Origin of the sequence: Phenylobacterium sp. J367 (assembly GCF_024699985.1) — a bacterium.
Classification (GTDB): Bacteria; Pseudomonadota; Alphaproteobacteria; order Caulobacterales; family Caulobacteraceae; genus Phenylobacterium.
Genome location: NZ_JAJONA010000001.1, coordinates 4,687,971 through 4,701,824, shown reverse-complemented (window position 1 = coordinate 4,701,824; position 13,854 = coordinate 4,687,971). Strand labels below are relative to the sequence as shown.

The window sequence follows — 13,854 nt, the reverse complement described above, 5'->3', positions numbered from 1 at the left end:
ATCACGCCACAGAACTGAAACACGGACGTCGCCCGCCGGTCATCGAGCCGCTTTAGGACCCCCGCCATCCAAACCGGGGTTCCAAAAATGAAAGTCGCTCTCTTCGCCGCCGCGGCGGCGTCCGCGCTCGCCTTCGCCCATCCGTCCTTCGCCGCCGACGAGGCGACGGCCGAGGTCGAGGAACTGATCGTCACGGGCCGCGCGGGCTCCGAGGGCCAGCGCAAGGTGGAGGCGAGCTATGCGATCACCACCATCTCCGACGAGAAGCTTCAGCTCCAGTCGCCGCTGAGCGTCGCCGAGGTGCTGAAGAACGTCCCGGGCCTCTGGGTCGAGGCGTCGGGCGGCGTCGGCGGCTCGAACGTCCGCGCCCGCGGCATCCCCATCGAGGGCACGGCGGCCATCGCCCTCCTGGAAGACGGCCTGCCGGTCCAGCACGACGGCGGCCTGGGCTTCCTGAACTCCGACTTCTCCTTCCGCCTCGACGAGACCGTGCAGCGGGTCGAGGTGGTGCGCGGCGGACCGTCGTCGATCTTCGCCTCCTACGCGCCGGGCGGCACGATCAACTTCATCACCCGCAAGGCGACCCAGCCCTTCGAGGGCGTCGTGAAGGCCGAGGTCGGCGACTGGGGTTACTGGCGCGGCGACGGCTGGGTGGGCGGCGAGGCCGGCGGCTTCCGCCTGGGCGTGGGCGGCTTCTACCGCCAGGACGACGGCGTCCGCGATCCGGGCTTCGACGCCAACAAGGGCGGCCAGGCGCGGTTCTCCGTCGGTCGCGACTTCGAGGGCGGCTCGCTCGACTTCAACGTCAAGCACATCGACGACAACACCATCTTCTACCTGCCGGTCCCGCTGACCTTCGACGGGAACGGCGACACCGCCGAGATCCCCGGCTTCGACGCCAACTACGGGACGCTGGCCGGTCCCGAGACCGCCGAGCTGACCTTCCGCACCAGCCGCGGCCCGGTGACGTTCGACAACACGAAGGGCTCGGACCTGAAGCTCACCCAGTACACGCTCTCGGGGTCGGTGGACCTCTGGGGCTGGGAGGTGCGCGACGGCTTCCGCTACCGGACGAGCGACCTCGTCCGTGCCGCGCTGTTCCCCAACACGCCCGTCGCCGCCAGCGCCCGGATCGCCCAGGACGTGGCCCGCGGTGCCTCGCTCGGCGTGACCCAGGGCCGCCTGACCTACCTCGACGGCACGGCCGTCGACGTCGCTGGCCAGAACGGCACGGGGCTCGTCATGGACGCTTTCATGCGCGAGCAGGACATGATCCTCGACGAGGTGATCAACGACCTGCGGGTGCTCCGGCGCTTCGACGTCGGCGGCCAGTCGCACGACGTGGCGTTCGGCCTCTACTACGCCCGCGCCGAGGAGAGCTTCCTGCAGCAGGGCTCCGCCGTTCTGATCGACGTGCGCGAGCAGGCCCGGCTCCTCAACCTCGTGGGCCTGAACGCCGCCGGCCAGGTTGTGACGAGCTTCACCGAGAACGGGATCAGCCGCTACGGCAGCCAGTTCAACAACGCCGAAGGGGAGTCCACGACCTGGGCGATCTACGCCGCCGACGAGTGGAGCCTCACCGACAAGCTGCGCGTCGACGTCGGCTTCCGCTGGGAAACCATCGAACTCACCGGCCGCAATGAACGCAGCGCCACGATCAATCTGAACCAGGTGGCGAACAACTTCGCCGACGACCAGGCGATCAGCGGCACGGGCGTCTTCGACCCCCTCGACCGCAGCTTCGACGACTGGGGCGCGACCGTCGGCGTCAACTACCAGGTCCAGCCCGACGTCGGCGTCTTCGCCCGTTACACCAAGGGCTTCCGCCTGCCGTCGCTCGGCGACTTCATCACCAACCCGACCCGCACTGATCCGCGCGCCCAGGGGGATCGACCTGGCCGAGGCCGGGCTGAAGGTCGACCGGCCGCGGTTCAGCTTCTACGGCACGGCCTTCTACACCCACTTCGACTCGCAGAGCTTCACCGAGACCCGCTTCGACCAGGCGACCAACTCGTTCGTCAGCCAGACCGAGTTCGCGCCGACCACCACCTATGGCGTGGAGCTCGAAGGTACGGTGCGGCCCACCGACTGGTTCGACGCGACCATGACCGCCACCCTGCAGGACCCGCGCTACGGCGACTGGATCTTCAACGAGCGCGTGGCGAAGGTCGCGGGCGCCTGCCCGCTGCCCACCGACACGTCGGCCTCGGCCACCGAGTGCCTGCGGCCGCGGACCTTCACTGACAATGTGATCGTGCGAACGCCGAAGGTCAGCGCCCGCTTCACGCCGGGCCTGAACCTGCTGGACGGCCGGGTCCGCGCCGAACTCGACCTGCAATACTTCTCCAAGCGGTTCAGCGACACGGGCAACACCCTGATCATCCCCGCCTATCACCTGGTCAACGCCCAGGTCCGCTGGAACCTGACCGACCAGGTCAGCCTCTACGCCTACGGCACGAACCTGACGAACGAGATCGGCCTGACCGAGGGCAACCCGCGGGCAGGGCAGTTCATCTCGGGCGAAGCGGGCGCGCGCTACTACCTGGCCCGTCCGGAGCTCGGCCGCACCTTCCGCGCCGCCGTGCTATTCCGCTTCTGATGGGGCGCGGATTCGCCAAGACGATCGGGAGCGCGGCGGCGATGGCCGCCGCGCTCCTGTTCGCGCCGACGGCGGCGTCCGCCGCGCCCGACCTGACGCTCTCCGGCGTGATGACCGGCGCAGATCATGAGACCTACCGCGAGGTCCCGTTCCGCGTGCCGGCCGGGGTCACTGCGGTCACCGTCGAGTTCGAATACCAGGGCCGCGAGCAGCGGACCGTCATCGACCTCGGCCTGCGCGACCCCCAGCGGTTCCGCGGCTGGAGCGGCGGGAACAAGGCCCGGTTCACGGTCAGCGAGACCTGGGCGACGCCGTCCTACCTGTCTGGCCCGCTGCCGGCCGGGACCTGGAAGCTGATCCTGGGCGTGCCGAACATCCGCAAGGAGTCCCGGTCGGCCTACACGGCGAAGATCACCTTCGAGCGCGGCCGGTTCGGGGGCTTTGCGCCTGCGCCGCTGAAGACGGGGCCGGGCTGGTTCCGCGGCGACCTGCATCTGCATACCGGCCACTCCGACGGGGCCTGCGCCCCAGCCGTCGGCGCGCGTGTTCCGTGCCCGCTGGACAGGACGCTGGCGGCCGCCTCCGGACGGGGCCTCGATTTCGTGGCGCTGACCGAACACAACACCACCTCGCACCACCAGGCCCTGGCCGATCAGCAGCCGTTCTTCCCGGACCTGCTGCTGATCCCCGGCCGCGAGATCACCACCTTCAAGGGGCACGCCAACGTCTTCGGCGTCACCGCGCCGCTGGACTTCCAGCTCGGCGGCCCGCGCGCGCCGACGCTCGCGGCGATCCTCGACCAGGTGGAGGCGGCGGGCGGCCTGATCTCGGTCAACCATCCCGGCCTGCCTTCGGGCGAGGCCTGCATGGGGTGCGGCTGGACCGCCCAGACCGACTGGACGCGGGTCCCGATGATCGAGGTCGCCAACGGCGCGGTTCCGGCCGACAGCCCGTTGGGGGGTCTCAAGATCTGGGAGGCGCGGCTGAACGCCGGGCTGCGGGTCACCGCGGTCGGCGGCTCCGACAACCACGATGCGCTGAAGCCGCTCGACCAGGCGGGGTCGGTGGGATCGCCCACGACGGTCGTCCATGCCGTCGACCTCTCCCAGGGCGCGATCCTGGCCGGGCTCAGGGCCGGCCGCGTGTTCGTCGACACGACCGGCGCCCGCGACCGCCTGCTGGACCTCACCGCCCGCGCCGGCGGGGCGGAGGCGCCGATGGGCTCGTCGCTGAGGACCGGCGGCGGCGCGGTCGAGCTGCAGGTCCAGGTGAAGGGCGCGGCCGGCGGCCGGATCGCCCTTTCCGGCCCTGGGGGTGCCGGCGCCGTTGCGGCCGGCGCGCCGCTCTCGGCCGACGACCGCCGCGCGATCGCCCTGCCGGTAGGCGCGAAAGGCTGGGTGCGCGCCGACGTCCGCGGGCCGGACGGCAAGCTCTGGCTGATCGGCAACCCGGTCTATCTGCAGCCCTAGTACGTCCAGCTCACCCGGGCGCCGAGGGTCTTGAACTGCGGCGACACCTTGAGGCCGCGCTCCGGTTGCGCGGGCGCCGCGGCCGGCGGGGTCCAGCTCAGCCGGTAGCGCACGAGATAGCCGTCGTGGTCTGAGAGCCGGTCGCCGCGGGCCCCGTCGAACACCGCCTCGACCTTCCGCGGCGCGACCTGCACGTCCGCCCCGCTCGCGAAACCCTGGAGATCCTGCGACTTCAGCCAGGGTTCGGCGGTTTCGGCCTCGCCGTCGCAGGCGGTCTCGGGCCGGTGGCAGAACTCGCTGACCACGGCGAAGGGGCGGGTGGCCGCCCGGTGGTAGTAGCGATCGGGCGCGTTCTTGACGTTGAAGTCGCCGCCGACCAGCAGCGGCCGCTCCGGGCTGCCGTTCGCCGAGACGAAGCCGATGAGCTGGTCCATCTGGCGATTGTGCGCGGCGAGCGTCCGGGCGCTGGGGGCGCGGGCGGCCCTGCGCGCGTTCATGTGGGTGTTGACCACGTCGATCTCGACCGGGGCGTCGTTCAAGGCCAGGCGGACCAGCATGACGCCCTTGTTGGCCAGGCAGTCGATGCCGGCGCAGTCGACGTAGGGGGGCGGCCTTCACCTCGAGGATCGGCAGGTCGGAGAGCACGTGCAGGCCGCCGCCGGTCAGCTTGGCGAGCGGCCGGCCCGGCCCCTTTGCCCAGTAGGGATAGCCGCTGGCCGTCACCAGGTCGGCGACCTCGCCGCGGAAGCCCTCCTGCAGGAGGACCACGTCGGGCTGTCGCCCGTCGCGGCGCATCTGCGCGAGCTCGGCCCCGATCTCGCGCAGCGCCTCGGCCCTGCCGTGGGCGGCCGGCCAGGGCAGGCCCTTGATGTTGTAGGTGAGGACGCTGATCTCCGCCGACGTCGCCGGGGAGGCGCCACGGCGGCCGGCGCTGTGGCGACGAGGGCGCCGATGGGAAGGGTCGCTGTGGCGTCGGCCAGCAGCGGCGTCATCGCGAACATCGCCCAGATCATCGCTTTCGCTCCAGGTCCGGCGCGGCCTCTCTGGGGCGAGTCGATGACAAGCCTATGAAGTGTCAGGCAAAACCGCGTGACAGCAGTCCGGCCCCGGAGGTCAGGCCGGCGGCGCAGCGGCGGTGCTCGCCCGCACCATCAGCTCGTGGGGCAAGGTCAGGTGGCGCACCTCAGCGGCTTCGCCCGAGAGGATGCCCAGCAGCAGGCCGACCACCTCATGGCCTATCCGGGCCATCGGCTGGCTCACGGTGGTGAGCGGCGGGTCCAGGTGGCGTGCGTAGCGGATGTCGTCGAAGCCGAGGATCGAGACGTCGGCCGGGCAGGCGAAGCCGAGCCTTCGCGCCGCCTCCAGCGCCCCCATGGCCATCTCGTCGCTGAAGCAGAAGAGCGCCGTCGGCCGCTCGGCGCCGCCCAGCAGGGCGAGGCTCTGCACCAGCCCGGACTCGATCGTGAAGTCGCCGGTGGCGATCCGCAGCCCTGAGCTGAGGCCGCGCCGGCCGGCCGCCGCCCTGGCGCCGGCCAGGCGGTCGCGGCTGATCGGGCTGGCCAGGGGACCGGTGATCACGCCCACGCGCCGGTGGCCCAGGCCGTAGAGGTGCTCCATGGCCTCCAGGGCGGCGGCCTCGTTGTCGATGTGGGCCGAGGAGACGCCCAGCCCCGGGCTGTACTCGCAGCCGTTCACGATGGGCGCCGCGGCGCCCAGGGACTCGATCATCTCGGCGAGCGCGTCGGGCAGGCGATGGCCGAGGAAGATCAGGCCGTCGGCCTCCTTCCGGCGGAGCATCTCGGCGTACTGCTCCTCCCGGGCCTCCTGGTGCCGGGTGTCGCCCAGCAGCACAGAGTAGCCCGCCGCCGTCGCGGCCTCCTCCACGCCGCGGATGATCTCCGAGAAGAACGGGTTGGAGACGTCCGGCACGGTGACCAGGATCTTCTCGGTCCGGAGCGTCCGGAGCATCTTGGCCGCGGCGCTGGGCGCGTAGCCCAGCCTCGCCACCGCCGCCATCACCTTCTCGCGCGTCGCCTCCGACACCAGGTCCGGCGTCGCCAGCACGCGGGAGACGGTGGCCGTGGAGACCCCCCGCGTTCCGTGCGACATCCATCATCGTGGCCATGGCCGTTGCGCCCGAACTCTGTTCGTGTAATCGATTACATCGCCAAGGGGCGACCGGACAAGAGTCGCCGCCAGGTGGGGGAGGCGACGACGATGACGGTCCAGGCGCGGCTGTTCCTGATGATGGTGCTCCAGCTTGCGGTCTGGGGCGCCTGGGCGCCGAAGCTCTTCCCCTACATGGGCATGCTGGGGTTCGCGCCGTGGCAGCAATCCCTGGTCGGCAGCTCGTGGGGCGTGGCCGCCCTGCTGGGCATCTTCTTCTCCAACCAGTTCGCCGACCGCAACTTCGCGGCCGAGAAGTTCATGGCGGTCAGCCACCTCCTGAGCGGGCTCGCCCTGCTGTTCACCGCGTTCTCGACCAGCTTCTGGCCGTTCTTCGCGGGCTACCTCGTCTACAGCCTGCTCTATGTGCCCACGCTGTCGGTCTCCAACTCCATCGCCTTCGCCAACCTGAAGGACCCGGCCAAGAGCTTCGGCGCGGTGCGCATGGGCGGGACGGTCGGCTGGATGCTGGTTTCCTGGCCTTTCGTGTTCATCCTGGGCGCGAACGCCGGACCGGAGCAGGTGCGCTCGATCTTCATCGTCGCGGCCGTGGTCTCCTTCGCGCTCGCCGCCTACAGCCTGACGCTCCCGCACACGCCGCCGAAGAAGGACGTCGCCGCCGACCCGCTGGCCTGGCGCGAGGCGATCAAGCTGCTCGCCGTGCCGTTCGTGGGCGTGCTGTTCCTCGTCACCTTCATCGATAGCGTGATCCACAACGGCTACTTCGTGATGGCCGACGCCTTCCTGACCCAGCGCGTGGGTATCGCCGGCAACCTCTCCATGGTGGTGCTGAGCCTGGGCCAGCTCGCGGAGATCGCGACGATGTTCGTGCTGGGCGGCGTGCTCATCCGGCTCGGCTGGAAGGCCACCATGATCATCGGCATCCTCGGCCACGCCGCCCGCTTCGCCGTCTTCGCCTTCTTCGCCGACAGCGTGCCGGTGATCATCGCCGTCCAGCTGCTCCACGGCATCTGCTACGCCTTCTTCTTCGCCACCGTGTACATCTTCGTCGACGCGGTCTTCCCGAAGGACGTGCGCTCCAGCGCCCAGGGGCTGTTCAACCTGCTGATCCTGGGGGTCGGCAGCGTGGTGGCGAGCTTCCTCTTCCCGGCCCTGATGGGCGAGCTCAGCCGTCCCGTCACCCATGCCGACGGGACGCTGACCCAGCTCGTCGACTACCGGACCCTGTTCCTGATCCCGACCGGCATGGCGCTCGTCGCCGTCATCCTGCTCGCCCTGTTCTTCCGCCCGCCCGAGAAGGCCCCGTCGGGCCCCGTGGCGCCCTGACAGCCCAACCGTGATATCCTGGAGAGCCCGTTCATGCGCACCACAACCGACCTCAACCGGCGCGGCTTCCTGCTGGCGGGCGGCGCCCTCGCGGGGATGGCGGTGAGCGGGGAGGCGGCGGCCGCGCCGTTCTTCGCCAGCCGTGACCTGCCGATCGGCATCCAGCTCTATACGCTCGGCCCAGACGCCGCGAAGGACCTCGACGGCACGCTCGCGGCCGTGGCCAAGATCGGCTACCGCTCGGTCGAGCTCGCCGGGCTCTACGGCCGCACGCCGCAGGAATTCAAGGCGTCGCTGGACAAGGCCGGGCTGAAGGCCACCAGCGCCCACGTCCAGGCCCGCGGGACCGGGCCGGAAGGCAGCCTGGAGGCCGACGCCGCGAAGATCGGCGAGATGCTCAATGTGCTGGGCGTGAAGAACGCGGTGATGCCCAGCCCCTACGTTCCGCAGCGCGTGCTGGACGCCGCCAAGGGCGCCGCCGGCGCGGACTACTACCGCACGATCATGGCCGCGCTCACCGCCGACGACTACCGGTTCAACGCCGACTTCCTGAACCAGAAGGCCGCCATCCTGAAGAAGGCCGGCGTGGCCCTGGGCTACCACAACCATAACTTCGAGCTGGCGCCCCCAGGGCGACTCGACGGGTCTCGACATCATGATCAAGGGGACCGACCCGGCCCTCGTCGGCTTCGAGGCCGATGTGGGCTGGATCGCGGCGGCGGGGGTCGATCCGATCGCCTACCTGGGCAAGCACAAGGGCCGCTTCCGACTCATGCACGTGAAGGACATCAAGGCGACGACCCAGCCGAACTTCACCCTGAAGATGGATCCCACTGAGGTGGGTTCGGGCCGGCTCGACTGGAAGAAGCTGCTGCCCGCCGCCTACGCCGCCGGCGTGCGGTTCTACTTCGTGGAGCAGGAGCCGCCGTTCGAGCGTCCGCGCATCGAGTCGGCGAAGATCTGCCACGACTTCCTGGCCAGCGTTCAGGCATGAGCTTCGCCCGCCCCATTCGCCTGGCCATGGTCGGCGGCGGACCGGGCGCCTTCATCGGCCCCGTCCACAAGATGGCCGCCGAGCTGGACGGACGTCTGAAGCTGGTCGCCGGGGCCTTCAGCCGCGACGCCGCCAGGAGCCAGGCGGCGGGCGACGCCTGGGGTGTCCGCGCCTACGCGGACTGGCGCCAGATGCTCGCCGCCGAGCGGGGTCGCGAGGACGGGGCGCAGGCCGTGGCGGTGGTGACGCCGAACCACCTTCATTTCGAGGTCTCGGCCGAGGCGCTGAAGGCCGGCTTCCACGTGATGAGCGACAAGCCCGCGACGCTCAACCTCGCCGAGGCCCAGGACCTCGCGGGTGTCGTGGCGGGCGCCGGCAAGGTCTACGGCCTCACCTACGTCTACACGGGCTATCCGATGGTCCGCGAGGCCCGCGAGATCGTCCGGCGCGGCGACCTGGGCAGGGTCCGCAAGGTGGTCGCCGAGTACGCGCAAGGCTGGCTCTCCACGCCGCTGGAGCGCGAGGGCAGCAAGCAGGCGGAATGGCGGGTCGATCCCAAGCTCGCCGGCGCCGGCTGCATCGGCGACATCGGGGTGCACGCCTTCAACCTCGCGGAGTTCATCTCCGGTCAGCGGGTGGAGCGCCTCTGCGCCGACGTCTCGACGGTCGTGCCGGGCCGCGCGCTGGACGACGACTGCAACGTGCTCCTGAGGTTCGACAACGACGCCCGCGGCGTCCTCGTCGCCTCCCAGATCTCGGCCGGCGCCCGCAACGGCCTCAGGATCCAGGTCTACGGCGAGAAGGGCGGGCTCTCCTGGAGCCACGAGCGGCCGAACGAGCTCACGGTCGACTGGCTGGAGGGGCCGAGCCAGACGCTGCACGCGGCGGCCGGCTACCTAAGCCCCGTGGCGCTCGCCGGCACGCGCATCCCGACGGGCCATCCCGAGGGCTTCATCGAGGCCTTCGGCAATCTCTATCGCGACTTCGCCCAGGCCGTCGCCGAGGGCCGCCCGGAACCGGGGCTCGTACCCGGCATCACCGAGGGCGTGCGCGGCATGGCCTTCGTGGAAAGCGCCGTCGCCGCGAGCCGGGACGGCAAGGGGTGGGTCAGGCTGGAAGGAGCCGACGCATGAAGACGCTGAAGGGCCCGGGCATCTTCCTGGCGCAGTTCCAGGGCTCGGAGCCGCCGTTCGACCGGCTTGAGACCATGGCCGACTGGGCCGCCGACCTCGGCTACCTGGGCCTGCAGCTCCCGACCGGCGTCGGCGGGCTGTTCGACGTGGAGAAGGGCGCCGCGAGCCAGGCCTACTGCGACGACATCAAAGGGATGCTGGCTGACAAGGGCCTGGCGATCACCGAGCTTTCGACCCACCTCCAGGGCCAGCTCGTGGCGGTGCATCCGGCCTATGACGCGCTGTTCGACGGCTTCGCTCCGCCCGAGGTCCGCGGCAAGCCGCAGGCCCGCCAGGAATGGGCGGTCGCCCAGGTGAAGGCCGCCGCCCGCGCCAGCCAGCGGCTGGGGCTCACGGCCCACGCCACCTTCTCCGGCGCGCTCGCCTGGCCCTACGTCTATCCGTGGCCGCAGCGCCCGGCGGGGCTGATCGAGGAGGCCTTCGCCGAGCTCGGCCGGCGCTGGAAGCCGATCCTCGACGTCTTCGACGAGTGCGGGGTCGACGCCTGCTACGAGATCCATCCGGGCGAGGACCTGCACGACGGGGCGACCTACGAGCGCTTCCTGGACGAGGTGAAGGGCCACCCGCGCGCCTGCCTGCTGTTCGACCCGAGCCACTTCGTCCTGCAGCAGCTCGACTACCTCGACTACATCGACCGCTACCACGAGCGGATCCGCGCCTTCCACGTGAAGGATGCTGAGTTCCGGCCGACCGGGCGCTCCGGCGTCTACGGCGGCTATCAGGGCTGGGTCGACCGGCCGGGCCGCTTCCGCTCGCTGGGCGACGGCGAGGTCGACTTCGGCGCGATCTTCTCGAAGCTCGCGGCCTACGACTATCCGGGCTGGGCGGTGCTGGAGTGGGAATGCGCGCTCAAGCATCCGGAGGACGGCGCCCGAGAGGGCGCGCCCTTCATCAAGCATCACATCATCCGCGTCACCGAGCACGCGTTCGACGACTTCGCGGCCTCGGGCGCGGATGCGGCGACGAACCGGCGGCTGCTGGGCCTCTAGGGGGAGAGTAGATGGCCAACCTGAACACGCGCGCGAAGGCCGAGCGGACCTTCGACGCCATCGTCGTGGGCTCCGGCATCTCCGGCGGCTGGGCCGCCAAGGAGCTGACCGAGCGGGGGCTGAACACCCTGGTCCTCGAACGCGGCGGCCCGGTGAAGCACATCGAGGACTACAAGACCGCCGCGACCCATCCGTGGGAGACCAAGTATCCCCGGGGCCGCCTGCCGGCCGCAGAGATGTCGGCCCACTACGACAAGCAGCAGCGCACCGGCTACGCACTGACTGAGTACACCCAGCACTTCTTCGTCCGGGATGACGAGAACCCCTAAGCGGAAACCCAGCGGTTCGACTGGATCCGCGGCTACCACGTGGGCGGCCGCTCCCTGATCTGGGGGCGCCAGAGCTACCGCTGGTCCGACCTGGACTTCGAGGCCAACGCCCGCGAGGGGATCGCCGTCGACTGGCCGATCCGCTACGCCGATCTCGCCCCCTGGTACGATCATGTGGAGCGGTTCATCGGGGTGAGCGGCCAGAGCGAGGGCCTGCCGCAGCTCCCCGATGGCGCCTTCCAGCCGCCGATGGAGCTGAACTGCGTCGAGAAGGTGCTGAAGTCGAAGACCGAGGCGCGCTTCCCCGAGCGCAAGGTCACCATCGGCCGGACCGCCCACCTGACCAAGCCGACGGAAGAGCAGCTCGCGCTCGGCCGTGGCGAGTGCCAGTACCGCAACCTCTGCATCCGCGGTTGTCCGTTCGGCGCCTACTTCAGCTCGAACTCCGCCACCCTGGTCGCGGCCGAGCGGACCAAGCGGCTGAGGATCCGCCCGAACTCCATCGTCACCGAAGTGATCTACGATGAGAGGCGCCGCCGCGCCTCCGGCGTGCGCATCGTCGACGCGGACACCGGCCAGACCGAGGAATTCTACGCCAAGGTCATCTTCCTCAACGCGTCCGCGATCAACACCGCCTGGCTGCTGCTGAACTCGAAGAGTCGGCGCTTCCCCCAACGGGCTCGGCAACGACAGCGACCAGGTCGGCCGCAACATCATGGACCACCACCTGGGCGTCGGCGCCGGGGCCGAGGTCGAGGGCTTCGACGACATGTACTACTCGGGCCGCCGGCCCAACGGGATCTACATCCCGCGCTTCCGCAACCTCGGGGACCCGGCCACCCGGCGGACCGACTACCTGCGGGGCTTCGGCTACCAGGGCGGCGCGGGCCGCATCGGCTGGGATCGCGAGCCCGGCGGCTTCGGCGCGACCCGCAAGGCCCAGCTCACCCAGCCGGGGCCCTGGGTCGTCCGCCTTGGCGGCTTCGGCGAGATCCTGCCCTACGCCGACAACCGCATGACCCTGAACGACGCCGTGAAGGACAAGTGGGGCCTGCCCACCGTCAACTTCGACGCGGCGATCCGCGACAACGAAAAGGCTATGCGCCGGGACATGGTCGCCGCGGCGCAGGAGATGCTGGCGGAAGCCGGCTTCAAGAACGTCCGGCCGATCGACGGCGACTATGCGCTGGGCCTCGGCATCCATGAGATGGGCTCCGCCCGCATGGGCCGCGATCCGAAGACCTCGGTGCTGAACGCCCACAACCAGGTGCACGCCGTGAAGAACGTCTTCGTCACCGACGGGGCGGCGATGACCTCCGCCGCCTGCGTGAACCCCCTCGCTCACCTACATGGCGCTGACCGCGCGGGCGGCCGCCTTCGCCGCCGAAGCCGGCAGGAAGGGAGACCTCTGATGGCCCCGATGCTCAACCGACGCGGCGCGATCCTGGGCCTCGGCGGCCTGACCGCGCTCTGGGCCGTGCCCGTGGTCGCCCAGGCGCAGCAGGGCCTGGCGGTCCTCGCCTGGCAACCGAAGGGGCTCTCCGTCGACCAGGCCCGCACGCTCAGCGCCGTCGCGGATCGGATCATGCCTGCCACCGACACGCCTGGGGCTGTCGCGGCGGGCGTGCCCCAGGCGATCGACCGGGCGCTCGTCGACTGGGCGGTCCCGGCCGACGCGGAACGGCTGCGGGCCGGCCTCGGCAAGCTCGATGGGGACGCGCAGGCCCGCCACGGCCGGCCATACGCCCTGCTGCTGGTCGCCGACCAGGACGCCATGCTCGCCCAGGCCGAGGCCGAATGGCGGGCCCAGCCGGCGGGTGCGCCGATGCACTGGTTCCCGATGCTCCGCGAGCTGGTGACCGGCGCCTACTTCACCTCCGAGATCGGGGCGACCCAGGCCCTGCGTTACGACCCGGTCCCCGGCGCCTACCGTGCCTGCGTGCCGCTGCGCGAGATCGGCCGGGCGTGGGCGACCTGACCATGCGCGGCCTCGTGCTCTCCGCCGTCCTGGCCCTGGCCGCGGCGCCCGCCGCCGCCCAGGACTGGAAGCCGATCTTCAACGGCCGGGACCTCACCGGCTGGACCCCGAAGATCAACCACCACCCGCTGGGTGAGAACTGGCGTGACACCTTCCGGGTGAGGGACGGGGCGCTGGTCGTCTCCTATGCCGGCTACGACCGGTTCACCGACGAGTTCGGCCATCTGATCTACAAGACGCCGCTGTCGTCCTACCGCCTGCGCTTCGAGTACCGTTTCGTTGGGCCCACGACGCCCGGCGCGCCGGCCTGGGCGGTCCGTAACAGCGGGGTGATGCTGCACGGCCAGGCGCCCGAGACCATGGCCCTCGACCAGCGCTTCCCGGTCTCGGTGGAGGCCCAGTTCCTGGCCATCGGCTCCGGCGCGGGCAGCACCACGGGCAACGTCTGCACGCCCGGCGTGACGGTCTCGTTGGATGGCGTTCCGCTGAAACCCCACTGCCTAGCCTCGAAGGAACCGGCCCGTCCTGAGGGCGAGTGGGTCCGCTTCGAAGTGGAGGTGCGCGGGAGCCGGCTGGTCCGCCAGTTCATCGACGGCAAGCCGGTCATGGAGTACGGCGACATCCGGCTCGACCCCTCGGAGTTCGCCGAGTTCGCGGCCCCGCCGGTCGATCCGGCGAAGGCCGGCACACCGGTCGACCGCGGCTACATCTCGCTGCAGGCGGAAGGCCACCCGCTGGAATTCCGGAAGATCGAGCTCCTCGAACTGCGCGACTGACCGGGCAGGCGCCGCCGCTCGCCGCACACTCTGGTCAAATCCCGGGCGAAGGGCGCAAGCTCGACCTCGGGACG

At 70.6% G+C, this 13,854-nt stretch carries 10 protein-coding genes and 4 pseudogenes; 11 read left to right on the top strand and 3 right to left on the bottom strand.

What is annotated here, in order from left to right; genetic code table 11:
- Positions 1-87 precede the first annotated feature (87 nt).
- From LRS04_RS24995 to LRS04_RS24985, 3 genes and pseudogenes are all read left to right on the top strand, one after another.
- A pseudogene (locus tag LRS04_RS24995) lies at positions 88-1,848 on the top strand (TonB-dependent receptor domain-containing protein); the annotation flags it as partial.
- A gap of 19 nt (positions 1,849-1,867) precedes the next feature.
- On the top strand, positions 1,868-2,599 hold the full coding sequence (locus LRS04_RS24990) for a TonB-dependent receptor domain-containing protein (RefSeq protein WP_374577327.1): 732 nt from the start codon (positions 1,868-1,870) through the stop codon (positions 2,597-2,599).
- A 41-nt stretch (positions 2,600-2,640) separates the two neighbouring features.
- Positions 2,641-4,068: a CehA/McbA family metallohydrolase gene (locus LRS04_RS24985; protein WP_257818770.1), complete on the top strand. Its 1,428-nt coding sequence runs from the start codon at positions 2,641-2,643 to the stop codon at positions 4,066-4,068.
- Here the strand turns inward: LRS04_RS24985 and LRS04_RS24980 are convergent.
- The 3 genes and pseudogenes from LRS04_RS24980 to LRS04_RS24975 all read right to left on the bottom strand — a co-directional run bounded on the left by LRS04_RS24980 (position 4,065) and on the right by LRS04_RS24975 (position 6,193).
- Positions 4,065-4,625: a hypothetical protein gene (locus LRS04_RS24980; protein WP_257818768.1), complete on the bottom strand. Its 561-nt coding sequence runs from the start codon at positions 4,623-4,625 to the stop codon at positions 4,065-4,067. The two genes, LRS04_RS24985 and LRS04_RS24980, sit on opposite strands and share 4 nt — an antisense overlap.
- Positions 4,606-4,893 (bottom strand): annotated as a pseudogene (locus LRS04_RS28560) (endonuclease/exonuclease/phosphatase family protein); the annotation flags it as partial. The gene LRS04_RS24980 and the pseudogene LRS04_RS28560, both read right to left, overlap by 20 nt.
- A gap of 288 nt (positions 4,894-5,181) precedes the next feature.
- Positions 5,182-6,193, bottom strand: a pseudogene (locus LRS04_RS24975) (LacI family DNA-binding transcriptional regulator).
- Between the two features lie 92 nt (positions 6,194-6,285).
- Between LRS04_RS24975 and LRS04_RS24970 the strand changes: the two are divergent.
- The 8 genes and pseudogenes from LRS04_RS24970 to LRS04_RS24935 all read left to right on the top strand — a co-directional run bounded on the left by LRS04_RS24970 (position 6,286) and on the right by LRS04_RS24935 (position 13,780).
- Positions 6,286-7,521, top strand: a complete 1,236-nt coding sequence (locus LRS04_RS24970; protein WP_257818766.1) for an MFS transporter — start codon at positions 6,286-6,288, stop codon at positions 7,519-7,521.
- 33 nt (positions 7,522-7,554) lie between these two features.
- Positions 7,555-8,358, top strand: coding sequence for a sugar phosphate isomerase/epimerase (locus tag LRS04_RS24965; protein WP_257818764.1), 804 nt, complete (start codon positions 7,555-7,557; stop codon positions 8,356-8,358).
- Positions 8,300-8,515: a hypothetical protein gene (locus tag LRS04_RS24960; protein ID WP_257818763.1), complete on the top strand. Its 216-nt coding sequence runs from the start codon at positions 8,300-8,302 to the stop codon at positions 8,513-8,515. Before LRS04_RS24965 ends, LRS04_RS24960 begins: the two co-directional genes overlap by 59 nt.
- Positions 8,512-9,648 carry a Gfo/Idh/MocA family protein gene (locus LRS04_RS24955; RefSeq protein WP_257818762.1) on the top strand — a complete coding sequence of 379 codons (1,137 nt, stop codon included), beginning with the start codon at positions 8,512-8,514 and terminating at the stop codon, positions 9,646-9,648. The genes LRS04_RS24960 and LRS04_RS24955 overlap by 4 nt, the downstream gene beginning before the upstream one ends.
- A complete protein-coding gene (locus LRS04_RS24950) occupies positions 9,645-10,697 on the top strand; it encodes a sugar phosphate isomerase/epimerase (RefSeq protein ID WP_257818761.1) in 1,053 nt (350 codons plus the stop codon). Before LRS04_RS24955 ends, LRS04_RS24950 begins: the two co-directional genes overlap by 4 nt.
- 11 nt (positions 10,698-10,708) lie before the next feature.
- A pseudogene (locus tag LRS04_RS24945) lies at positions 10,709-12,438 on the top strand (GMC oxidoreductase).
- Positions 12,438-13,004: a gluconate 2-dehydrogenase subunit 3 family protein gene (locus tag LRS04_RS24940; protein ID WP_308238248.1), complete on the top strand. Its 567-nt coding sequence runs from the start codon at positions 12,438-12,440 to the stop codon at positions 13,002-13,004. Before LRS04_RS24945 ends, LRS04_RS24940 begins: the two are co-directional and overlap by 1 nt.
- A complete protein-coding gene (locus LRS04_RS24935) occupies positions 12,992-13,780 on the top strand; it encodes a DUF1080 domain-containing protein (RefSeq protein ID WP_257818760.1) in 789 nt (262 codons plus the stop codon). Before LRS04_RS24940 ends, LRS04_RS24935 begins: the two co-directional genes overlap by 13 nt.
- Positions 13,781-13,854 lie beyond the last annotated feature (74 nt).